The organism is Meiothermus sp. (assembly GCF_026004115.1).
In the GTDB taxonomy this organism is placed as follows: Bacteria; Deinococcota; Deinococci; order Deinococcales; family Thermaceae; genus Meiothermus.
In genome coordinates this window covers 1585120-1604548 of the sequence record NZ_BPIM01000001.1, presented here as the reverse complement: position 1 = coordinate 1604548, position 19429 = coordinate 1585120, and the positions used below count along the sequence as shown (strand labels likewise).

General features: G+C 60.7%; 24 protein-coding genes. 23 read left to right on the top strand and 1 reads right to left on the bottom strand.

Annotated features, from left to right (window positions below; genetic code table 11):
* Positions 1–26 precede the first annotated feature (26 nt).
* The 8 genes from Q0X23_RS07715 to Q0X23_RS07680 all read left to right on the top strand — a co-directional run bounded on the left by Q0X23_RS07715 (position 27) and on the right by Q0X23_RS07680 (position 5936).
* Entirely contained in the window at positions 27–1301 is a 1275-nt protein-coding gene (locus Q0X23_RS07715; protein WP_297859770.1) for an FAD/NAD(P)-binding oxidoreductase, read from the top strand.
* Between the two features lie 67 nt (positions 1302–1368).
* On the top strand, positions 1369–2811 hold the full coding sequence (locus tag Q0X23_RS07710) for a rhodanese-like domain-containing protein (RefSeq protein ID WP_297859769.1): 1443 nt from the start codon (positions 1369–1371) through the stop codon (positions 2809–2811).
* 66 nt (positions 2812–2877) lie between these two features.
* Positions 2878–3186 (top strand): rhodanese-like domain-containing protein, encoded by a 309-nt coding sequence (locus tag Q0X23_RS07705; protein WP_297859768.1) that lies wholly within the window; start codon positions 2878–2880, stop codon positions 3184–3186.
* An 11-nt stretch (positions 3187–3197) separates the two neighbouring features.
* The gene (locus Q0X23_RS07700; protein ID WP_297859767.1) at positions 3198–3860 is read left to right on the top strand and encodes a rhodanese-like domain-containing protein; all 663 of its coding nucleotides are present in this window, start codon (positions 3198–3200) and stop codon (positions 3858–3860) included.
* The gene (locus Q0X23_RS07695) at positions 3857–4198 is read left to right on the top strand and encodes a rhodanese-like domain-containing protein (protein WP_297859766.1); all 342 of its coding nucleotides are present in this window, start codon (positions 3857–3859) and stop codon (positions 4196–4198) included. Before Q0X23_RS07700 ends, Q0X23_RS07695 begins: the two co-directional genes overlap by 4 nt.
* Positions 4198–4563 (top strand): rhodanese-like domain-containing protein, encoded by a 366-nt coding sequence (locus tag Q0X23_RS07690; protein WP_297859765.1) that lies wholly within the window; start codon positions 4198–4200, stop codon positions 4561–4563. The genes Q0X23_RS07695 and Q0X23_RS07690 overlap by 1 nt, the downstream gene beginning before the upstream one ends.
* Positions 4554–5318 (top strand): sulfite exporter TauE/SafE family protein, encoded by a 765-nt coding sequence (locus Q0X23_RS07685; RefSeq protein ID WP_297859764.1) that lies wholly within the window; start codon positions 4554–4556, stop codon positions 5316–5318. Before Q0X23_RS07690 ends, Q0X23_RS07685 begins: the two co-directional genes overlap by 10 nt.
* A 165-nt stretch (positions 5319–5483) precedes the next feature.
* On the top strand, positions 5484–5936 hold the full coding sequence (locus Q0X23_RS07680) for a CZB domain-containing protein (protein WP_297859763.1): 453 nt from the start codon (positions 5484–5486) through the stop codon (positions 5934–5936).
* Between the two features lie 102 nt (positions 5937–6038).
* Here the strand turns inward: Q0X23_RS07680 and Q0X23_RS07675 are convergent, their stop codons facing one another.
* Entirely contained in the window at positions 6039–6518 is a 480-nt protein-coding gene (locus tag Q0X23_RS07675) for a TlpA disulfide reductase family protein (RefSeq protein ID WP_297859762.1), read from the bottom strand.
* A gap of 460 nt (positions 6519–6978) precedes the next feature.
* On the opposite strand from Q0X23_RS07675, the gene Q0X23_RS07670 reads away from it, so the two are divergent.
* From Q0X23_RS07670 to Q0X23_RS07600, 15 genes are all read left to right on the top strand, one after another.
* Entirely contained in the window at positions 6979–7413 is a 435-nt protein-coding gene (locus tag Q0X23_RS07670) for a thioredoxin fold domain-containing protein (protein WP_297859761.1), read from the top strand.
* Positions 7406–7867 (top strand): thiosulfate oxidation carrier protein SoxY, encoded by a 462-nt coding sequence (gene soxY, locus Q0X23_RS07665; RefSeq protein ID WP_297859760.1) that lies wholly within the window; start codon positions 7406–7408, stop codon positions 7865–7867. Before Q0X23_RS07670 ends, soxY begins: the two co-directional genes overlap by 8 nt.
* An 11-nt stretch (positions 7868–7878) precedes the next feature.
* Positions 7879–8205, top strand: coding sequence for a thiosulfate oxidation carrier complex protein SoxZ (gene soxZ, locus Q0X23_RS07660; RefSeq protein WP_297859759.1), 327 nt, complete (start codon positions 7879–7881; stop codon positions 8203–8205).
* 9 nt (positions 8206–8214) lie between these two features.
* Positions 8215–9006 carry a sulfur oxidation c-type cytochrome SoxA gene (soxA, locus tag Q0X23_RS07655; protein ID WP_297859758.1) on the top strand — a complete coding sequence of 264 codons (792 nt, stop codon included), beginning with the start codon at positions 8215–8217 and terminating at the stop codon, positions 9004–9006.
* Positions 9007–9015: 9 nt separating this feature from the next.
* On the top strand, positions 9016–9594 hold the full coding sequence (soxX, locus tag Q0X23_RS07650; RefSeq protein ID WP_297859757.1) for a sulfur oxidation c-type cytochrome SoxX: 579 nt from the start codon (positions 9016–9018) through the stop codon (positions 9592–9594).
* A gap of 55 nt (positions 9595–9649) precedes the next feature.
* A complete protein-coding gene (gene soxB, locus Q0X23_RS07645; RefSeq protein ID WP_297859756.1) occupies positions 9650–11356 on the top strand; it encodes a thiosulfohydrolase SoxB in 1707 nt (568 codons plus the stop codon).
* A gap of 60 nt (positions 11357–11416) precedes the next feature.
* Positions 11417–11947, top strand: a complete 531-nt coding sequence (gene soxX, locus Q0X23_RS07640; RefSeq protein WP_374707472.1) for a sulfur oxidation c-type cytochrome SoxX — start codon at positions 11417–11419, stop codon at positions 11945–11947.
* Between the two features lie 4 nt (positions 11948–11951).
* Positions 11952–12749, top strand: coding sequence for a sulfur oxidation c-type cytochrome SoxA (gene soxA, locus Q0X23_RS07635; protein WP_297859754.1), 798 nt, complete (start codon positions 11952–11954; stop codon positions 12747–12749).
* A gap of 9 nt (positions 12750–12758) precedes the next feature.
* On the top strand, positions 12759–13190 hold the full coding sequence (locus Q0X23_RS07630; protein WP_297859753.1) for a rhodanese-like domain-containing protein: 432 nt from the start codon (positions 12759–12761) through the stop codon (positions 13188–13190).
* A gap of 9 nt (positions 13191–13199) precedes the next feature.
* Positions 13200–14066, top strand: coding sequence for a DUF302 domain-containing protein (locus tag Q0X23_RS07625; RefSeq protein WP_297859752.1), 867 nt, complete (start codon positions 13200–13202; stop codon positions 14064–14066).
* Positions 14067–14193: 127 nt separating this feature from the next.
* On the top strand, positions 14194–15474 hold the full coding sequence (locus Q0X23_RS07620; protein WP_297859751.1) for an FAD-dependent oxidoreductase: 1281 nt from the start codon (positions 14194–14196) through the stop codon (positions 15472–15474).
* 58 nt (positions 15475–15532) lie between these two features.
* Positions 15533–16828 (top strand): sulfite dehydrogenase, encoded by a 1296-nt coding sequence (soxC, locus tag Q0X23_RS07615; protein ID WP_297859750.1) that lies wholly within the window; start codon positions 15533–15535, stop codon positions 16826–16828.
* Positions 16828–17391, top strand: a complete 564-nt coding sequence (locus tag Q0X23_RS07610) for a c-type cytochrome (protein ID WP_297859749.1) — start codon at positions 16828–16830, stop codon at positions 17389–17391. Before soxC ends, Q0X23_RS07610 begins: the two co-directional genes overlap by 1 nt.
* Positions 17392–17401: 10 nt before the next feature.
* Positions 17402–18127 carry a Rieske 2Fe-2S domain-containing protein gene (locus Q0X23_RS07605; protein WP_297859748.1) on the top strand — a complete coding sequence of 242 codons (726 nt, stop codon included), beginning with the start codon at positions 17402–17404 and terminating at the stop codon, positions 18125–18127.
* Between the two features lie 51 nt (positions 18128–18178).
* The gene (locus Q0X23_RS07600; protein WP_297859747.1) at positions 18179–19426 is read left to right on the top strand and encodes a hypothetical protein; all 1248 of its coding nucleotides are present in this window, start codon (positions 18179–18181) and stop codon (positions 19424–19426) included.
* The last annotated feature ends 3 nt before the right edge of the window (positions 19427–19429 follow it).

The window sequence follows — 19429 nt, the reverse complement described above, 5'->3', positions numbered from 1 at the left end:
ATGCCAAGCTCCAAGGAAGGTTTTTTATGATTATAAGGGAGGAAAAAACAATTACGGTACGGAGCCAGGTCAAGGAGCGGCTCCATCACAAAATCCTGATTGTCGGCGGCGGGACGGCAGGCCTGACCGTGGCTGCCCAGCTAAGGCGCAAAGGGGTAGAGGATGTGGGCGTGCTCGAGCCCTCCGACAAGCACTACTACCAGGCTGCCTGGACGCTGGTGGGCGCGGGAGCCTATCGCCCCGAGGCCACGGTGCGACCTGAAGAACGCCAGATTCCCCCGGGGATTCGCTGGATTCAGGACGCTGCCGAGGAAATTGACCCCATCAAGCAGGTGGTACACACCCGTGGTGGGCGTGAGGTTGGCTACGACTTTCTGGTGGTTGCAGCAGGTATCCAGCTCGACTGGCATAAGATCGAGGGGCTGGAGGAAACCCTTGGGCAAAATGGAGTGAGCAGCAACTACCGCTTCGACCTCGCACCCAAAACCTGGGCCTTCATGCAGCAACTAAAAGGGGGCGTGGCCCTTTTTAGTGCCCCCAGTACACCGGTCAAGTGCGGTGGAGCCCCCCAAAAAATCATGTACCTGACCGCCGACTACGCCCGACGTCGTGGTTTCGCCAGGGACCTCGAGGTGGTTTTCGGTTCAGCAGGAACGACCATTTTTGCTGTACCAGAAATAAAAGCGGTGCTGGATCGGGTGATCGAGCGCTACGGCATCGATACCCGCTTTCATCACGAACTCGTAGCGGTTGATGGTCATAAAAAAGAGGCCACCTTCGAGCTAACCGCCAACCATCCCACGGTCAAAGCCGCACCGGATACCCCGAGGCCCCGAATCACAGTTCCTTTTGACTTCCTCCATGTGGTTCCTCCCCAAAGCGCCCCCGATTTCATCAAACAAAGCCCACTGGCCGACCCCAGCACACCACTGGGCTGGGTAGAGGTGCACAAGCACACCCTTCAACATGCCCGTTTTCCCAACGTCTTTAGCCTGGGCGATGCCAGCAGCCTGCCCACCTCCAGAACCGGTGCGGCCGTGCGCAAGCAGGCTCCGGTGCTGGTGGAAAATCTCCTGTCGGTTATGAAGGGTCAAGATCCCACCCGGCAGTATGACGGCTACACCTCCTGCCCGCTGGTTACCGCCTACGGCAAAATGTTTTTGGCTGAGTTCCTTTACGATAACCAGTGGCACCCCACCCTGCCCATCAACACCCAGAAGGAGCGCTACGACATGTGGCTCCTGAAGAAGTACGGCCTGCCTTTCATGTACTGGAACCTGATGCTTAAGGGGCTGGCCTAAATATCATGGGGGGGTATTTGACAAAATACCCCCCAGGGATATATTCTACGAGCCAGGAGGTTCGTACATGCTTTTCAAGCAAATCTACGAGGAAGGACTAGCACAGGGTAGCTACTTTATCGGTTGTCAGTCGGCCGGTACTGCGGTGGTGGTCGACCCCCGGCGCGATATCCAGGTGTACCTGGACGAAGCCCAGAAGAACGGGATGCGAATTGTGGCCGTAACTGAGACCCACATCCACGCCGACTACCTTTCGGGAGCCCGCGAGCTGGCCAGGGCCACCGGGGCCAAGCTCTACTTGAGCGACGAAGGCGACGAAAACTGGAAGTACAAGGGCCTCGAGGGCTTCGACTACCAGCTCGTGAAAGATGGCGACCAGATCAAGCTGGGCAACATCACCCTTACCGTGGTACACACCCCCGGCCACACCCCCGAGCACATCAGCTTCCTGGTGCAAGATGGGGCTGCTGCCACAGAACCCGGCTTCTTCCTGACCGGCGACTTTGTGTTTGTGGGCGATATTGGCCGCCCCGACCTGCTGGAAGAGGCCGCGGGCATCATGGGCACTGCCGAGCCCGGCGCACGCCGCATGTTCAAGAGCCTCAAGGAAAAGTTCCTCACCCTGCCCGACTACGTGCAGGTCTGGCCCGGCCACGGGGCCGGTAGCGCCTGCGGCAAGGGCCTGGGGGCCGTCGCCAGCACCACCGTGGGCTATGAGCGCCGCTTTGCCTGGTGGGCCGATTACCTGCGCAACAATGACGAGGAAGGCTTTGTCAAGGCGCTGCTGTCCGGCCAGCCCGAGGCCCCTTACTACTTCGCCCAGATGAAGCGGCTCAACCGCGACGGCATGCCCATTCTGGGCGACCTCAAAGAGCCACACCTCTTCACCTTAGAGCAGTTCCAGCAAAAGCTGTCCGAAGGCGCTTTGCTGGTAGACACCCGCGACAAGCTGGCCTTCGCCGGGGGGCACCTCAAAGGGGCCATCAACATCCCGGCGGGCAAGAGCTTCTCGACCTGGGCCGGCTGGCTGCTGCCCTACGACCGTGACCTGATTCTGCTGGCCGGCCCCGAGCGGGTGCCCGAGCTGGTCAAGCAGCTCATCCGTATCGGGCTGGACCGGGTGGTGGGCTATATTCCCAGCCTCGAGGGCTACGTGCAGGGCGAGCTCGAGACCGTGCCGCAGATCACCGCGGCCCAGGCCAAAGCCCTGTGGGAAAAAGGCGAGGCAGCCATCCTGGACGTGCGCGGGGCCGACGAGTACCAAGCCGGCCATATCCCCGGCGCTCTGAATATCCACGCCGGACGGGTGATGAACAACCTGAACCGCATTCCCAAGGACAAGCCGGTGGTGGTGCACTGCCTGGGCGGCGACCGCTCCTCCACCGCCATCAGCGCCCTGCTCTCGGCAGGCTTCAGCAACCTGATCAACCTCACCGGTGGCATCCGGGCCTGGCAGCAGGAAGGCTTCCCGGTAGAGAAAGGCCCGGCCCGCGAGCTGGTGGAGGCCTAGTACAGGACTGAACCCTACAAACGAGCCCCTGGCTCTGGCTGGGGGCTCCCCCACGAAACCAAGAATATGAACCTGAGCGTCAAAACTGCCTATCAAACCCTGGAGCGCTTTCAAGTGGTGGACATCCGCGAACCCGAAGAATGGGCCAGCGGCCTCCTGCCGGGGGCCCTGCGCCTGCCGCTGTCCCGGCTCGAGGCCCTGGCCCCTTTGTACCTGGGGCACGACCAGCCGGTGTTGCTCTACTGCCGCAGCGGCAACCGCTCACAAGAAGCGCTCAAAACACTACAAAACCTGGGCCACAAAAAGGTCTGGCACCTCGAGGGGGGTATCAAGGCCTGGTGCGAAGCCGGCATCCCCTGCGCAAGCCCCGTCTAGGGAGGAAAACCATGCTCACCGTTCCATACAAAGACATCAGCGCCGCCGAAGCCCGTAAGCTGCAAGAGCAAAACGTTCTCTTCGTGGATGTGCGTGAACCCGAGGAGTATGCCCAGGTGCGCATCGAAGGCGCCCGGCTGATTCCGCTGTCCGAGTTCGCCGGGCGCTTCTCGGAGATTCCCAAAGATCAACCGGTGGTGCTCTACTGCCGCAGCGGCAACCGCAGCGGCCAGGCGGCAGGCTGGCTCTCGGCAAAGGGGTACAGCAACCTGCTGAACCTGGATGGGGGCATCATGGCCTGGTACCAGGCCGGGCTGCCGCTGGATACAGAGCCCCTGGAAGCAACCTACCACGACACCGCCTTCACCGAGCTGACCCCCCACGAGGCCCAGCAGTGGATTCAGGAGGGTGCGTATGTGGTAGATGTGCGCGAACCCTACGAGTACGCCATGGGGCACGTACCTGGCGCTGTGAACATTCCCCTGGGGCGCTTTACTGCAGAGGTGGGCAAGCTGCCCAAAGACCGCAAGCTGGTCGTGGTCTGCGCCTCGGGGGGGCGTTCGTCCCAGGCCTCGGAGTACCTGGTGGGGCACGGCTTCGCCAAGGAGAAGGTGGGCAACCTGGAAGGCGGTACCTACGGCTGGATGAGCGCCGGGTTTGAGGTGGAGCGTTGATCGGCTGGCTCAAAAACCTGTTGGGCGGCGGGGCCGCAGTGGGCCGCCTTGGCCCGGTAGAGGCCTACGAAAAGGCCAAAGCGGGGGCCCTCATCCTGGATGTGCGTACCCCCTTGGAGCGCCAGGAGGGCAAAATCCCTGGCTCACAAGGCCTGCCGCTGGACAAGCTGGCCCTCGAGTGGGAGAAACTGCCCAGGAACAAAGAGATTATCTGCCAGTGCCGAAGCGGAAGCCGCAGCGCCAGCGCGGCCCGCTTTCTGGCCGGAAAAGGCTTCCAGGTCTACAACCTGGTGGGCGGCCTCGAGGCCTGGAAGCGGCACAAGCTACCGGTGAAGTGATGCACGACGTATTCCCCAACGAGCTTTCTCTCTGGCAAAAGAAAGGCGCCCTGCTGCTGGACGTGCGCTCGCCGGAAGAGTACGCCAGCGGGCACATTCCTGGCTCACTCAACCTGCCTCTGGAGCGCCTTTTGGATGATCTCAGCCCCCTCAAAAGCCCCCTCGTGACCATCTGTGCTACCGGCAGCCGGGCTGGGCTGGCGGCGGAGGTGTTGGAATACGAGGGTTTTGAGGTAGGCAAGCTGGTGAGTGGTATCCAGGGGTATGCAGCCCAGGGATACCGGCTCGAGCGCTCTACTTCCCCTACCCCAAGCCAAAGAGCGGTTGAGGCCCCGTTCAAGCCCGAGGAGGCCCCATGCTCCTAGCCTGGATGGGCGCCATTCTGATTGGCCTGGCTCTGGGCATGCTGGGATCGGGGGGTTCCATCCTGACGGTGCCCATCCTGGTCTACCTGGTAGGCGAACCCGACAAGCTGGCCATCGCCGAGTCCCTGGCCATCGTGGGCCTGATTGCCCTGGTAGGGGCCCTGCCCTATGCCCTCAGGGGCCTGATTGACTGGCGCAACGTGCTGTTTTTTGGCCTGCCCGGTATGGCCGGAACCTACCTGGGGGCCTATTTTTCCCAGTGGGTGCCAGGGGTCTGGCAACTGGGGCTGTTTGCGGTGGTGATGCTGCTGGCGGCTTACATGATGTTCCGCCCGCCCCGACTCGAGGCCACCCCCAAGAAGCGCTCTTTTATCAAGATTGTTCTGGATGGCCTGGCCGTGGGGGTACTGACCGGCCTGGTGGGCGTGGGGGGCGGTTTTCTGATAGTGCCCGCCCTGGTCTTGCTGGGCGGTCTCCCCATGCACCTGGCGGTGGGCACCAGCCTGCTGATTGTCGCTATGAAGTCGGCCAGTGGCTTCTACAAGTACTTGCACCTGCTGCCGGCGCAGGGCTACACGGTTCACTGGGACGTTGTGCTGATCTTCGCAGCACTTGGCATTGCGGGTAGCCTGTTTGGAGGACGCGTGGCCGCATCCATCCCCCAGCTAACCCTGCGACGCGGCTTTGCCGGGTTTCTGGTGGTGATGGGGGTCTTTATTCTCTGGCAGAACCTGCCCAGAGTGCTGCACGGGTAGACCGCTGTCAAACACCCCCTTTACTTCCACACACCATCGCTGGGTGGAGGCTTTCCATTAAAAAGCCACTGAAAAGCTAAGGTTTCGACCGGTGTAACGGTTATAACGCGTTGCTAAAGGTTATTTTGCACACCTGTTCCACAATTGAACCATAATATACCACCTATGAACCTTTTGGACTGGCTCCGGAGTTGGGGCCGCAAACAACCCCAGGAAGCCCCCCAACTGGATGAAGGCGAGCAGCATTTTCTGGGCCTGGACGTGCAGGCCGTCATCAACGCCCACCTGGCCTGGCGCAAGCGGCTCGAGGACTCGATTCTGGGCCGTTCCAACGAAGAGCTCGATATTGGTGTAATCATGCAGGACAACCAGTGCATGCTGGGCCAGTGGCTCTATGGCCAGGCAGCCCGTAGCACCCTGGCCCTGCACCCCGAGTTTGCCACGTTACGCGAAGCGCACCGCTCGTTTCACCTATATGCGGCCCGGGTGGTACAAACGTTGCGCATGCGCGGGGTGGAGGCGGCTCAGGCCATGCTCGAGGCCGACTTCGACCGGCTATCCAAAGACATCGTGTTTAACCTCGCCGCCCTCATGCACAAAGAGCGTACGCTGAACTAAACCCGCTCGCAGAAGCCGCGCATCCCGGCTGGCGCTGTTTGCTTTACCCCGTCCCGCAACCTGGGGGGACGGGGAACGACCACCCGGCTCACCACGCCAGATTCACTCGTACCCGGCCAAGGCCAGGTCATCCTTGAGGGACTCCACCTCCACCTTGCCGGCATACAGGTTGACGATTTTTCCCTCGCCATCCAAAACAAAAGTCCAGGGCTGGCCCAGTACCTTGTAGCGGTTGGCAACGGCCACCGGGTTATCCCCCCCAGGCTGGGCCAATAGCGGAAGGAAGCGGGGGTAGTTTTTCATGTAGTCCCGCACCACCTGTTCGGTGTCGCGCGGCTCGCGGCTGATCACCACAAAGGGCACCTTGTATTCCTGGGCAAGCTGGTGCAGTTTGGGAAACTCAGCCCGGCAGACAGGGCACCAGCTGGCCCAAAAAGTAATCACCACCGGCCGGCCCTTGAAGCTGGCCAGGGAGTATGCCTTCCCCGACGCATCGCGCAAGCGAAAGTCCGGGGCCATCTGTCCCGGCGAGGCTGCCAGAACAATTGCGAGCAAAGCCAAGATTGCCAACCAACGGTTCATGTTTTCCCCCTGATGAATCGATACCTATAGCGGGTATTTAGCTATAAATTAAATAGCATAATAGTCTACAAAGACAAGAGGTGGGGATTCAATCTCGGGGCCAGGGTTTGCGAGGGTTCACGCACCAACCCTGGCCAGGTGGGCTTTAGACCGTCGGTATTATGCTTGCAGGCAGGCGACCTGGCTGGGTATCAGACCCCCACCTGGCCTCACCCATTGGAGGAGGGGGTGGTTTGTTTTATGCACCGCTCCTGCACGTCCAATCCCAAAATAGTAATAAGGGTTATATCCAAGAGCAATAAGTTATTGCATTATTACAATAACTTATTCTTTTATGGGCTATAAATGCAATATTTTGTTTGCTGAGCTGTTTTCTTTTGATCATCAAGATGGTTGGACGCAGGGTTGACATTCATACCCCCAGGTAGTACTAATAGGTAACCGAAAATTACGGTGCAATATGCGTTACATGCTTTTGGTACTGGTTGGATCTTTACTTATGGTCAGCGCCCAGGAAGTGGACTTTGACCGCTGGTATCCCTATGGCCAGGCCAGCCAGTATGCCCAGTCGCACGGGCGCATTTTAATGGTCTACTTTTGGAGCCATGCCTGCCCGTATTGCGATCAAATGAATACTTTTGTGCTCTCCGACGAGGCTGTCTCTAAAACTCTGCGCCAGCGTTTTGTGGTGGCCAGCGTGGACAGCCAGAGCCCAGAGGGACGCGCCCTCAGCACGCAAATGCGGGCTTTGGGTACCCCTAGTTTTGTCTTCTTCGTACCCCAGGGGGGTACGTGGAAAGAGGCGGGCCGGCTATTCGGTAGCCGCACCCGTGCGCAGTTTCTGAGCGAACTTCGGCAGATCTGTGCGAAAGTAGGAGGTGAAGGTTGTGGATAGAAGGACATTTTTAAAAGCGTCGGCCGGTGCGGTCGCCGGAAGCATGTTGGCCAACCAACTGACTTCGGCGCTGGCCCAGGGGGGCCTCGAGGGCGAAGACGTCGCCAACCTCGAGAAAGGCTTGCAGCAGGTGTTGGGTAAGGGCTTTAAAGATCTAACCCCTTCGCAGCAGGTTAAGTTGGTTGCCCCTACCATCGCCGAGTCGGGCGCGAACGTACCGGTAGAAATTGAGGCCAGCCTGCCGGCCGATCAGGTCAAGGCCATTCACTGCTTCAGCGATAAGAACGCCAATCCCCTGCTCTTCACCGTCGTGCTGAACGGGGTCTTGCCCTACTACGCAACCCGTGTGCGGGTGGCCGAAACGGCCCCGGTTCGGGCAGTGGTCGAGACCAAAGACGGTAAGTTCCTGATGGCTTCGCAGTCGGTGCGGGTCACGGTAGGCGGTTGCGGTTAAGGAGGCATGCGATGGCGATTAACATTTTGGTTCGTTTCAACCCGGCCAAACCTAAAGCCGGCGACGAGGTTCGCGTACAGATTGTGGTTCAGCACCCCATGGAACCCGGTACCCGCCGGGACGCCAGCGGCAAGCAAATTCCTGCCGATTACATCAACGAGGTCAACGTGCTGATGGACAACCAGGTTATTGCCCAGGTCAAGCCGGGCCCCGGCACCAGCGCCAACCCGCTGTTTGCCTTCAAGATGAAGGCCACCAAGGCGGGCCAGCTCAAGGTCACCTGCAAAGACCTCAACGGCCAAACCGGTGAAAAGACCGCAGACCTGACGCTGGCTTAGGAGGTGCCGATGGGTCGCTTCTGGCGTTTGGTAGGGGCGGCAGTTCTGGCCCTCTTCAGCCTGTTTGTGTTGGCCCAGGAAGAAGACGATCCGGTCAAGGAGGCCGAAAAGCAAAAGAAGCAACTCCTCGAGCAGAGCGGGGGTATTCTGCCCAGCGACCTGTACGTTGAACAGGGCGAACAACTGTTCAAGGCCAAGCGTGGACCCAAGCAGGTGAGCCTCGAGGCCTGCGATTTTGGCCGGGGGCCGGGGAAACTTGAAGGTGTGGTGGGGCGGCTGCCCCGCTACTTCTTCGACACCCGCCGGGTGGAAGACCTCGACTCGCGCATCCGCACCTGCATGATCCGGCTGCAGGGCTTCCAGCCGCAGGAAATTAAGCGCAGCGAGGTGGTGGCGATTGCCTTTTACCTGGCCTCCCTTTCCAACGAGCAGCCGGTGACGGTGCGAACCCTAATGCCCCAGGAAAAGAAGCTCTACGAGCTAGGGGAGCGGCTTTTCTACCTGCGGGCCGGCCCGCGTGACATGGGCTGCGCGACCTGCCACGTCACCTATGTGGGCAAGCGGGCCGGCGTTCTCCCCTATTCCGACATCCTCAAGGATAAGCGCGCAGTTAGCCACTGGCCGGCCTTCCGTTACTCCAACGACCAGGCCTGGACCATGGCCGACCGCATCCGGGCTTGCTACAGCAACCTGAGCATGCCTGCGCCCGACTTCTACTCCGAACCCATCATCGCCCTGACCCTCTTCATGAACGTGCAGGCCAACGGGGCGCGGATGGATCTGCCCGGTTTCATACGCTAGGGAGGTCTTGTGCGGCGATTCTATCTACCTACCCTGCTTCTCTTGCTTCTGGGCCTAGCCAGTGGTCAAACCGGCCAATCTTACATCGACACCGAACTCCAGCGGCTGATCCAGGATGGGGGTCAGAACTACGCCAACACCCTGCTGCGGCAGGCCCCCGACCAGGCCCTTTGCTCCATCCACCGCAACAAGCTACCGGCCGAGGTGCTCGGCCCCTTCATCGAAGAGCAGCGCAAGAGCATCAAATACCCCGCCGATGGCAAGCTGATGGGCAACTGGAAACAGGGCGAACCCATTTTTAACACCCTGGCTCGAGGTAACTGCTTCTCCTGCCACGTGGGCTCCCCCCTCAACATTGGGGGTAATGTCGGGCCCAGCCTGGAAAAGTATGGTCAGCGGGGCACTTCCGAAGCTGTTCAGAAGTACACCTACGAGGTGATCTACAACACCTGGGCTTATTTCCCCTGCACCGTGATGTACCGCTTCGGTCACGGCGGTCTGCTTAAGCCGGAGGAGATTGCCCACGTGGTGGCCTACCTGCTCGACCCGGCCTCAGACTTCAACACCAAACCGGCGCTGAAGCGCTAACTTCTCGAATCTCATCGCTCCCCGGCGAACACCTGGGCCTGGGAAAGGAGGCGCTATGACCCGACGTGAACTGGTACAACTCTTGCTGGCCCTGGGCATGACCTCCCCTAAAGCCTTTGCCCAGGCCATGGAACGCCCCGAGCAGCTTTACGACCTGCCCCCCTTTGGCAACGTCACCCTCCTCTTCAACACCGACACGCACGGCCAGCTGCGGCCCCACTACTTTATGGAACCGCCCAACCTGCTGGCCGCCAAAGCCCTGGAGGGTAAACCCGGCTACCTGACCGGCGAGGCCTTTTTGCGCTACTACGGCCTTCGGCGGGGCAGCCTCGAGGCCTATGCGTTCTCCTCGGTAGACTTCGCGGCGCTGGCCCAGCGCTTTGGGCCCATGGGGGGCGGGGCTTATATCGGTGCCCTTATCAAGCAGCAGAAAGCCCAGGCGGGTGAAAAACGTACCCTGGTGCTGGACGGCGGCGATACCTGGACCAACTCCGGCATCTCCTTGCGCACCAAAGGGCAGGTGATGGTGGACTGGATGAACCGGGTAGGCTTCGACCACATGGTCTTCCACTGGGAGTACACCCTGGGCCGCGAGCGAGTGGAGGAGCTGGTCAAGGCGCTCAAAGCCCAGATTATCAGCTTCAATATTGTCGATGACCTCTTTGGCGACCCCGTTTATCCGCCCTATGTCATCCACGAAATCGGGGGCTACAGCCTGGGCATCATCGGTTCTACCTTCCCCTATGTAAAAGTTTCACATCCAGAGGAGTTTTCCGAGGGGTTATCCTTTGGGGTTCGGGAAAACGAACTGCAGAAATATGTGGACGAGCTGCGCAGCAAGGGCGTAGACGCGGTGGTGCTGCTCTCCCACAACGGCGTACCGCTGGATCTGGCCCTGGCCGGGCGCATCAAGGGCCTTGACCTGATTCTCACCGGCCATACCCACGACTTCACCCCCGCCCCCATCCGGGTAGGCAACACCTGGTTGGTGGCCGGTGGTTCGGCGGGCAAGGCCGTTATCCGCATAGATCTGCAAATGAGGAAAGGTGGCATTGCAGACCTGCGCGCTAAAACCTTGCCGGTAGCCACCCAACTGATCAAACCCGACCCAGAGCTCGAGGCCTTCATCCGCGATGCCTACGCCCCACACCTGGACTACCTGGATCAGGTATTGGGCACTACCGAAACCCTTTTGTATAAGCGCGACTCCACCTACTCCACCCTCGACGAGCTGGCCGGTAGAGCGGTACAGGCCGCCTACCCGGAGGTGGATGTAGCCTTTAGCACCGGCACCCGCTGGGGCACGGCCATCCTGCCGGGCCAACCCATCACCATGGATAAAATTCTGGCCTACACCGGCTTCACCTACCCTGAGGTCTACGTATTCAAGCTCAAGGGCGACCGCTTGCAAGCAGTACTCGAGGACGTGGCGGCCAACACCTTCAACCCCGACCCCTTCTACCAGCAAGGCGGGGACATGAGCCGGGTTTTTGGGCTCTCCTACGACCTGGCGGTCAATGCCCCCACCGGCCAGCGCATACGCAATGTGGCCATTCGGGGCCGCCGCCTCGACCCCAACCGGGAGTACACCCTGGCTTCCTTTGGTGGACGCCTGCAGCGCAGCGGCACCCTGGTGGAAAAATACACCCCCCGCCCCATCTACGACCTGATAGCCGAGTACCTCAAGCAGGTCAAAACTGTCCGCATCCCCCCGCGCCCCAGCATGCGGGTACTGGATCAGCGCTATGTGTTACCAGGATAAAACAGGATAAAAGAAGGAGGCTTATAGGTGAAAACCAGATATTTTATTGGGTTACTGGCCATGCTGCTCGTGGGGCTCACCCTGTCTCAGCAGGGGCCCTTCCAGCAGCGCGTTCAGCAGGCCATCAACAGCGGCGGTAGCAAGTTTGCCGAAACCATGAAGCAAGACCGTGACCAGGCGCTGTGTTCGCAGTACCGTGACAAACTGCCCCCGGAGGAAGTGGGGGCCTTCCTCGAGCGCCAGCGGGCCCTCATCAAATACCCCGCCGACGGCAAACTGATGGGCGACTGGAAGCAGGGTGAGGCCCTGTTCACCAACCCCCGCAAGGGCAACTGCTATGCCTGCCACACGGGCGACCCCAAAGAGGCCGGGGCCGGGCGCATGGGGCCAGGACTGGTGGGCTATGGGCAGCGCGGCACCAGCGAAGCGGTGGTCAAGTACACCTACGACAAGATTTACAACGCCTGGGCTACCATGCCCTGCTCGCTGATGTACCGGGCCGGCCACCACGGCATCCTGACCCCGGAAGAAACCGCCCACGTAACCGCGTTCCTGCTCGACCCGGCCTCGCCGGTGAACGCCAAGAGGTGAAACCATGCGCAACCGCAGCCTGTGGATTGGATTTTTGTTGGCGCTGGGGTTGGGCTTGAGCATCGCCCTCACCCAGCAGCAAGAGGTAGACCCCTACAAGGAAGCCGAACGGCAGCGGGAGCTGTTCCGTCAGACCGCCGGTATTCTACCGGGCGAACTGTATGCCGCCCAGGGCGAGGAGCTGTTCGCTCAGAAGCGAGGCCCCAAGAACGCGAGCCTCGAGGCCTGCGACTTTGGCCTGGGGCCGGGGAAGCTCGAGGGCGCCCTGACCCAACTGCCCCGCTACTTTGCCGACACCCGGCGGGTAGAAGACCTCGAGACCCGCATCGTGAGCTGCATGGTGAATCTTCAGGGCTTCCGCCCGCAAGACATCAAGCGCGAAGACGTGAAGGCCCTCACCGCTTTCGTGGCCTCCAAGTCCACCGAGATGCCCATCAACGTGGTGCCCAAAACTTCGCAGGAGATCGCCATGTACAACCTGGGCCGGGAGCTCTGGTACCACCGGGCCGGCGACCGCGACATGAACTGTGCCATCTGCCACGACAGCTACGCCGGCGGTAAAGTGCGGCTCTCCCCGGTGCGCAGCCCGCGCCAGGGCCTCTCCAACGAGTGGCCGGCCTACCGCTTCGAGGCCGATAAACTTTATACCCTGCAAGACCGGATTGCCTTCTGCTACGAGTCGGTGGGCATTCACCCACCCGACCATTACTCCGAGCCCATGATTGCCCTTTCCACCTACATGCTGGCCGAGGCCACCAAGGGCAAAAACAAGTTCACCGAGCTGCCGGGCTTTACCCGTTAGGAGGTGTATATGCGTAGAGGTTGGATACTGCTGGTGCTTCTGGGAAGCCTGGGCCTTGCCCAGGAGATGGCCCCTTCCTCGCTGCAGGACATGGGCAATTTCATCAAGAAGATTAACCCCGCCAGCTACCTGCTCTACGCCGCCGAGGCCAAAGATTTTGTGGAGGTCTTTGAGCCTTTTATCCTGGATGTTCGCACCACCGAGGAACGCTCGAGGGGCTTCTTACCCAACTCAGTGCACATCCACATCAGTCAGCTCCCCGACCGTCTGAGCGAACTGCCCAAAGAAAAGGACAAGCCCATCCTGGTCTACTGCGGCAGCGGGCACGTGAGCGCGGTAGCCGCCGCCTATCTGCGGGCATTGGGTTACAAAGAGGTAAAGAACCTCAACGGTGGCTTTCGTAGCTGGCTCGAGCAGAATCTGCCTGTCCAAAAGCCATAGAGGAGGCATATGAAGGTCAAGTGGTTATTGCTATTCGGTTTTATCCTGTCCCTGTCAGCGCTGGCACAATCACTGGAAACCACCCTGCGTGGGGTAAGCGTAGCCGATACCCAGGCCCGTGTCGAGGCGGCTGTGAGTGCCCAGGGGCTCAAGGTCGCCCGTACCCTGAACCTGGGCGGCCAGGTCAAAAACTTCAAGGCCGACTTCCCAGATTACCTGCTGTTGGTTCTGGAGCCCGAAGCCGGGGCACTGGCTGCCGTGCAGGAAAACGTCATGACCGCCATCATCCTGCCGCCTACCATCTACGTGCACGCGGCCAGGCCCGGTGTGGTAACGGTGGGTACCTTCGACCCCGACCTGATGTTTGCCATGCTGGGGGTCAAAAATACCAAAAGCCGTCTGCTGGGGGCCAAGCTCAAAGCGGTTATCGCCAGCCTGGGCTTGCCCCGCAAAGTGGCACCGGCCATGATGCCTGATCCCAGTTCGGGCATGATGCCGGCCCTCATGTACATGGTGGAGGGCGGCAACGTGGACGAACTCACCCTACTCATCGAGAGCGAGCTCGGCAACAATGGCCTCAACGTGTTGCCCTCGGTCAAGATGGGCAACGTGGTGGGCATCCAGCCCTGCAAAAGCGAGTGGGCCTACCACATGTTCATGACCCAGCCCGCCGGCGGCTTTGCCGCGCCTTGCCGTTTCTTCGTGGCGCCCATGCCCGGCGGAGCCCTGGTGGGGGCCATTGAACCCATGCTGATGGGCATCATGCCCGGGGTGGCCCAAAACCAGACCACGATGGGGATGCTCCAGGAGGCCCGGCGGGTTATGAGCCAGATTCTGGAGGGGGTGGGTGGCCAACCCTATCGCCCCCAGCAATAAGTGATATAACCGCCCGTTATGGCTTTCGCAGGTCTGGACTGTATCTGATAAACTGAAGGCTAAGCCCAAGCTTGCGAAAGTTGCCGGAGGTGCCGTCTCCGGGATGGCTCGGGTTATGGGAGGAAGCATGAGCAAGGTAACGCGTCGGAAGGTTCTCAAGGCAGGTGCGGTAGCGGGAGCTGCTGCAGCCAGTAGCGCTTTTGCCCAGGAGTTCTTCAGCAAGCCCAGCAGCGTGTTGGGGCCAGCCCGGGGCAACCGGGTGGTGATTATCGGCGGGGGCTGGGGGGGGATCAGCACGGCCCGCCACCTGCGCCGCAAAAACCCCAACATCGAGGTGGTGTTGATCGAGAAGAACCCCGCCTTCATGTCGTGCCCCATGAGCAACCTGTACCTGGGGGGGGTCAAAGACCTCGATTTCATCGTCTTTGATTACGCCAACGTGGCCAAGGCCGGGGTCACCATCGTCAACGAACGGGCCATCGAGGTTAATCGGGCCGGCCGCTACGTGCGCACCACCAGCGGCATCATCTTCTACAACTACCTGGTGGTCTCGCCGGGCATCGACTACATGTATGAGGCCATCCAGGGTTACAACGAAGTCAAGCAGTTCATGCCAGTGGGCTTCAAACCCTGGGAGCACATCGCCCTCAAGCGTCAGATCGACAACTTTGAAGGGGGCGACCTGGTGCTGGCCATTCCCAAGCCCCCCTACCGCTGCCCCCCTGGCCCCTACGAGCGGGCGGCCATGCTGGCGTACTACCTTAAAACCAACCAGATCAAGGGCAAGGTGATCGTGCTGGACGCCAACCCTGGCCCCATCTCCAAGGGCCCAGGCTTCACCGCGGCCTACAACGACCTCTACAAAGACTACATCCAGTACATCCCCCAGGCCGAGGTCACGGCCATTGACTACGCCAAGAAGGAGGTCAAAACCCCGCTGGGTGAGTTCAAGTTCAACCTGGCCAACATCATCCCGCCCATGAAGGCTGGGGACATTGTTCGCACGGCCGGGCTGGGCGACCGCTGGGCCAACGTGCGGCTGCCTACCTTCCTCTCTGACCGAGACGACCGGGTCTACATTATTGGCGACGTAATCGGCAACGTGCCCTACCCCAAGAGCGGGCAGGTGGCCTACAACGACGGCAAGATCATTGCCGACCACATCGCCCAGCGCATTGCGGGCAAGCAGGTAGCCGAGATTCCCAACCCACTTCCCGACAACATCTGCTATAGCTTTGTGAGCAGCGAGGAGTCCATCTGGGTCTCGCATAAGCACAACTGGGACGAAGCTGCCCGCCAGGTTCGGCAACAATCCACCGTAGACAACAACCGCTCCAAGCCCAATGGGGCCCTCGCTTTTGAATGGGCCAGGGGCCTGTGGGGCGACATGTTTGGCCCAGGCGCCTGAGCCTGCAATCCGGGGTGGAACGGGCCCCGTCCCACCCCGCTATAGGAGAACACACCGGATGAATCGTCGTAAGCTGTTGCAACTCTTGAGCAAAGGGGCGGCTGCCGGAGCTTTCGTCAAGCTCTCTGGGGGCCAGGCCCAGAGCAAAATTCCCCAGGGCGCCACCGATACCATGAAGGTGCTGGGAGCTACCTTGCGCGAGTACGGAGAGCGCAGTGAGTTCGAGAAGGATGTAATTCGCTACATCTCCCCCAACCTGCGCAGCCGCCACACCGGCGCCGACTTTGCCCCATTGGAGAAGCTCGAGGGCATCATCACCCCCAGCTCGCTGCATTTCGAGCGGCACCACGGCGGGGTGCCCAACGTGAACCCCGCGGACTACCGGCTGGTAATTCACGGGATGGTCGAGCGGCCTTTAATGTTCACCCTGCAAGACCTCAAGCGCTTCCCCTCAGTAACCCGCACCTACTTCATCGAGTGCGCAGGCAATGGGCAAAACGGTTACCGCAACCCTCCCGACATGACCCTCACCGCCACCCGCAGCCGGGGGCTGGTCTCGAACTCTTCCTGGACGGGGGTGCCCCTCTCCATTTTGCTCAAAGAGGCCGGCCTCAAGGAAGGAGCGCGCTGGCTGATTCCCGAAGGCCAGGACGCCGCCGCTTACACCCGCAGCCTGCCGCTGGAAAAGGCCCTGGACGACGTGTTGGTAGCCTACGCCCAGAACGGCGAGGCCATCCGGCCCGAGCAGGGCTACCCGGTGCGGCTGGTGGTGCCGGGCTGGGAGGGGAGCATCCAGGTCAAGTGGTTGCGGCGCATCCAGGTGACCGATACTCCGGTCATGAGCAAGGACGAAACCTCGGAGTACACCGATGTGATGGCCGATGGCAAAATCTACGCCTTCACCTGGGTGATGGATCCGGAATCTATCATCACTTATCCTTCGGGGTTGCAGCAGATTCAGCGGGGCTTCCACGAGATTCGCGGCCTGGCCTGGAGCGGCCACGGACGCATTCGCCGGGTGGAAATTTCGCTGGACGGCGGTAAATCCTGGAAGCAAGCCAGCCTCGAGCCCGCCCCCGACGCTTTATCGGTGGTGCGCTTTAAGTACAACTGGGTTTGGGACGGTAAGGAAACGGTCATTATGAGCCGGGCCTGGGACGAAAAAGGCAATACCCAGCCCACCCAGGAGGAGTTCTTTGCCAAGTGGGCCCGCAACAACCGCTACCACTACAACGCCATCCAGGCCTGGCGGATTGGCGCCGACGGCAAGGTGGTCAACGGCGACAAGACCTTAGCGGGTGCACCCGCCCAGCTCGGCGCAGTGGGCCGGGGCGGCTGTGGAGGTGAGTCCTGATGCGGCGCAAGTGGTTCTACCTGGCCCTTTCGGCCCTGGCCCTTTCGGCCCTGGTGCTGGCCCAGGGGCGCTACCAGATCGGCACCCCCCTCAACGAGCAAGAGGTGCAGGAGTGGAACATCCGGCCCTCCATTCTGGCTAATGGCATAGGACTCCCCCCAGGCCAGGGAACCGTAGACGAGGGGGCCAAGGTCTATGCCACCCACTGTGCAGGCTGTCACGGTGCAACCGGTGAGGGCGGGGCCTTTACCCGGTTGGTTTCCGAGCCTTTCCCCATTACCAAAGAAACCGACTCGGTGGACTTTGCCATTGGCAACTACTGGCAGTACGCCACCACCCTCTTCGACTACACCCGCCGAGCCATGCCCTTTGCCACCCCCGGCATCCTGAGCAACGATGAAGTGTATGCGGTGGTGGCCTACATTCTTTACCAGAATGGCGTTATTGACGAAAGCGAGCCCATGAACGCGCAGACCCTGCCCAAGGTGCAGATGCCAGCCCGAGCCCTGCTGGAGCTTGATCCCGGCACCCAGAAGCGCTTCCCCTGGCTCAAGCTCCCCTAGAGGTATTTGCATGGACCGTCGCAACTTTCTTGATTTACTAGCCAGAGGCACCTCGCTGGGCCTTTTGCTCAAGTTCTCGCCGCTGGGGATGCTCGAGTTCGTCCGGGCCCAAAGCAGCGCCAACCCCTTCCCCAAGGCGCTTTTGGTAGACAAAGCCGGCAACCCCTTCAAACTGAGCAGCCTGAAGCCCCACGAGCCTTTTGTGTTCGCCTACCCCTTCGCGGCCACCCCCAACATCCTGGTCAATGTGGACGCTGAGCTCGCGCCGGTAGACGTTAAAATGCCCGACGGCAAAAACTACCGCTGGACGGGCGGGGTGGGGCCGCGCAAGAGCGTGGTAGCCTACACCAGCATCTGCCCCCACGCCTACAGCTACGCTGCCCCCAACCTGGGGGCCATGGGCTACTACAAACCCGAGGGAAACCGGGGGGCCCGCATGGTCTGCTGCTCGCACCTTTCAGCCTTTGATGTGACCAAAGGCGGCGAGGTGAAGGGCGGGCCGGCTCCCCATGCTCTGGCGGCGGTGGTCCTCGAGTACGACCCTGCCAAGGACGAAGCCTACGCCACAGGCTTCCTGGGCAACCCCCAGTTCGACGAGTTCTTCCGGGCCCAGGCCCAGAACCTGCGTGACCTGTTCCGCACCACCGCCCGGGCCCGCGAGGAAGTGGCCAAAGCCACCGTTCTCCCCTACGCCGAGCACACCAAAGTGCCCACCAGCTGTCCGGTGCTGGGATAAGTTTTTTTTGTTCTGGTTCGGATAAAACCTAGCCGAGGTTCAGGAGGTCAGATGAGCGAGATCAACCGTCGTGAAGTTTTAAAAACCCTTGGGCTGACCGCTGCTGGCCTTGCTGTGGCGCAGTCTGGACAAGAAGCCCAGGCCCAGGCCACCCCGGTGGTTTGGTCGGATTACGTGGTCTTCCTCAACGCCAACGCCAAGGCCTACGTGGTGGATACCCGCACCGATCAGGTGGTGGCCAGCCTTGATACTGCTCGAGGCGCAACCCTGGGTAGCATGACCCCCGATGCCCAAAAGGTCTACGTAAGTGGGGCAGCGGAGGGGGAAACCCGGGTGGTGGTACTCGACCTGCAAAACCTGCGTGTAGCCAAGGTGCTACAAACCGGCAACCGCCCCAAACATGGCCTGGTTAGCCCCAATGGCCAGCGGGTAGGGGTCGATCACTGGGGCTTGAGCGAGGGCAAACTCCGCCTGGTTTTTATCCGAACCGCCGACGACACCATCGAGCAGGTGCTGGAAATACCGGTGCAGAACCAGCCCAAGGGTGTCACCTCCATGCACAATGCCTGGAGTTGGGACAGCCGCTACTTTTACAGCGTAGATCGGGTGGACGACCGGCTCATTGTGGTAGACACAACCGACTGGTCCGCACGCACCTTCCGCTCGCCCAGCGTACCTCACTACCCTTGTATTAGCCCGGATGGGAAGGAGCTTTGGCTCATTCATGAGGGCAGTAACCAGGTTAAGCCCGGCATTGTGGTATATGACCTGACCAAACCCGACTTGCCAGTGATAGCCCAGATGGATATGCCCCTGATCGGTGAAGAGGCCGTCGAAGCACATCACGGCAACTTTACACAAGACGGTCGCTACTTTATGGCCCTGAACCGAGGCCCGGGCAACAACCTGCGAGGTCGGGAAGTGGCTTTTTACAGCGCCCGCAGCAAGCGTTTGCTTCACCGGGTGAGCTGCGCCAGCACGGGGGTAGGACACGCCTACAACACCCCCGATGGTAGGCGGGCTATTGCTACCAACTATGGCAACAACGTGATCACGGTGATTGACATTGCGGGCTTGCGAACACTTAAGGATCTGGTTATCGGTAAGGGCCGTATGGGACACGTGGTCTTTACCCGAGACGGCCGTTTTGGCTATGTATCCAATGCCGACGGCAACCTGTACAAGCTGGACATGCGCTCTCTACAGGTGGTCAAAACCATTGAAACCGGTCAGACCAGCGGGGGCGGCCAGGTGGTCAATGTCTGGACCAACCTGTTTGAAGAACTACCTCGAGCCTAACCT

Coding starts and splice junctions, on each gene's coding strand:
- Q0X23_RS07715 (WP_297859770.1), top strand. CDS start 27: ATGATTATAAGGGAGGAAAAAACAATTACGGTACGGAGCCAGGTCAAG.
- Q0X23_RS07710 (WP_297859769.1), top strand. CDS start 1,369: ATGCTTTTCAAGCAAATCTACGAGGAAGGACTAGCACAGGGTAGCTAC.
- Q0X23_RS07705 (WP_297859768.1), top strand. CDS start 2,878: ATGAACCTGAGCGTCAAAACTGCCTATCAAACCCTGGAGCGCTTTCAA.
- Q0X23_RS07700 (WP_297859767.1), top strand. CDS start 3,198: ATGCTCACCGTTCCATACAAAGACATCAGCGCCGCCGAAGCCCGTAAG.
- Q0X23_RS07690 (WP_297859765.1), top strand. CDS start 4,198: ATGCACGACGTATTCCCCAACGAGCTTTCTCTCTGGCAAAAGAAAGGC.
- Q0X23_RS07685 (WP_297859764.1), top strand. CDS start 4,554: ATGCTCCTAGCCTGGATGGGCGCCATTCTGATTGGCCTGGCTCTGGGC.
- Q0X23_RS07680 (WP_297859763.1), top strand. CDS start 5,484: ATGAACCTTTTGGACTGGCTCCGGAGTTGGGGCCGCAAACAACCCCAG.
- Q0X23_RS07675 (WP_297859762.1), bottom strand. CDS start 6,518: ATGAACCGTTGGTTGGCAATCTTGGCTTTGCTCGCAATTGTTCTGGCA.
- Q0X23_RS07670 (WP_297859761.1), top strand. CDS start 6,979: ATGCGTTACATGCTTTTGGTACTGGTTGGATCTTTACTTATGGTCAGC.
- soxZ (WP_297859759.1), top strand. CDS start 7,879: ATGGCGATTAACATTTTGGTTCGTTTCAACCCGGCCAAACCTAAAGCC.
- soxA (WP_297859758.1), top strand. CDS start 8,215: ATGGGTCGCTTCTGGCGTTTGGTAGGGGCGGCAGTTCTGGCCCTCTTC.
- soxB (WP_297859756.1), top strand. CDS start 9,650: ATGACCCGACGTGAACTGGTACAACTCTTGCTGGCCCTGGGCATGACC.
- soxX (WP_374707472.1), top strand. CDS start 11,417: ATGCTGCTCGTGGGGCTCACCCTGTCTCAGCAGGGGCCCTTCCAGCAG.
- soxA (WP_297859754.1), top strand. CDS start 11,952: ATGCGCAACCGCAGCCTGTGGATTGGATTTTTGTTGGCGCTGGGGTTG.
- Q0X23_RS07630 (WP_297859753.1), top strand. CDS start 12,759: ATGCGTAGAGGTTGGATACTGCTGGTGCTTCTGGGAAGCCTGGGCCTT.
- Q0X23_RS07625 (WP_297859752.1), top strand. CDS start 13,200: ATGAAGGTCAAGTGGTTATTGCTATTCGGTTTTATCCTGTCCCTGTCA.
- Q0X23_RS07620 (WP_297859751.1), top strand. CDS start 14,194: ATGAGCAAGGTAACGCGTCGGAAGGTTCTCAAGGCAGGTGCGGTAGCG.
- soxC (WP_297859750.1), top strand. CDS start 15,533: ATGAATCGTCGTAAGCTGTTGCAACTCTTGAGCAAAGGGGCGGCTGCC.
- Q0X23_RS07610 (WP_297859749.1), top strand. CDS start 16,828: ATGCGGCGCAAGTGGTTCTACCTGGCCCTTTCGGCCCTGGCCCTTTCG.
- Q0X23_RS07605 (WP_297859748.1), top strand. CDS start 17,402: ATGGACCGTCGCAACTTTCTTGATTTACTAGCCAGAGGCACCTCGCTG.
- Q0X23_RS07600 (WP_297859747.1), top strand. CDS start 18,179: ATGAGCGAGATCAACCGTCGTGAAGTTTTAAAAACCCTTGGGCTGACC.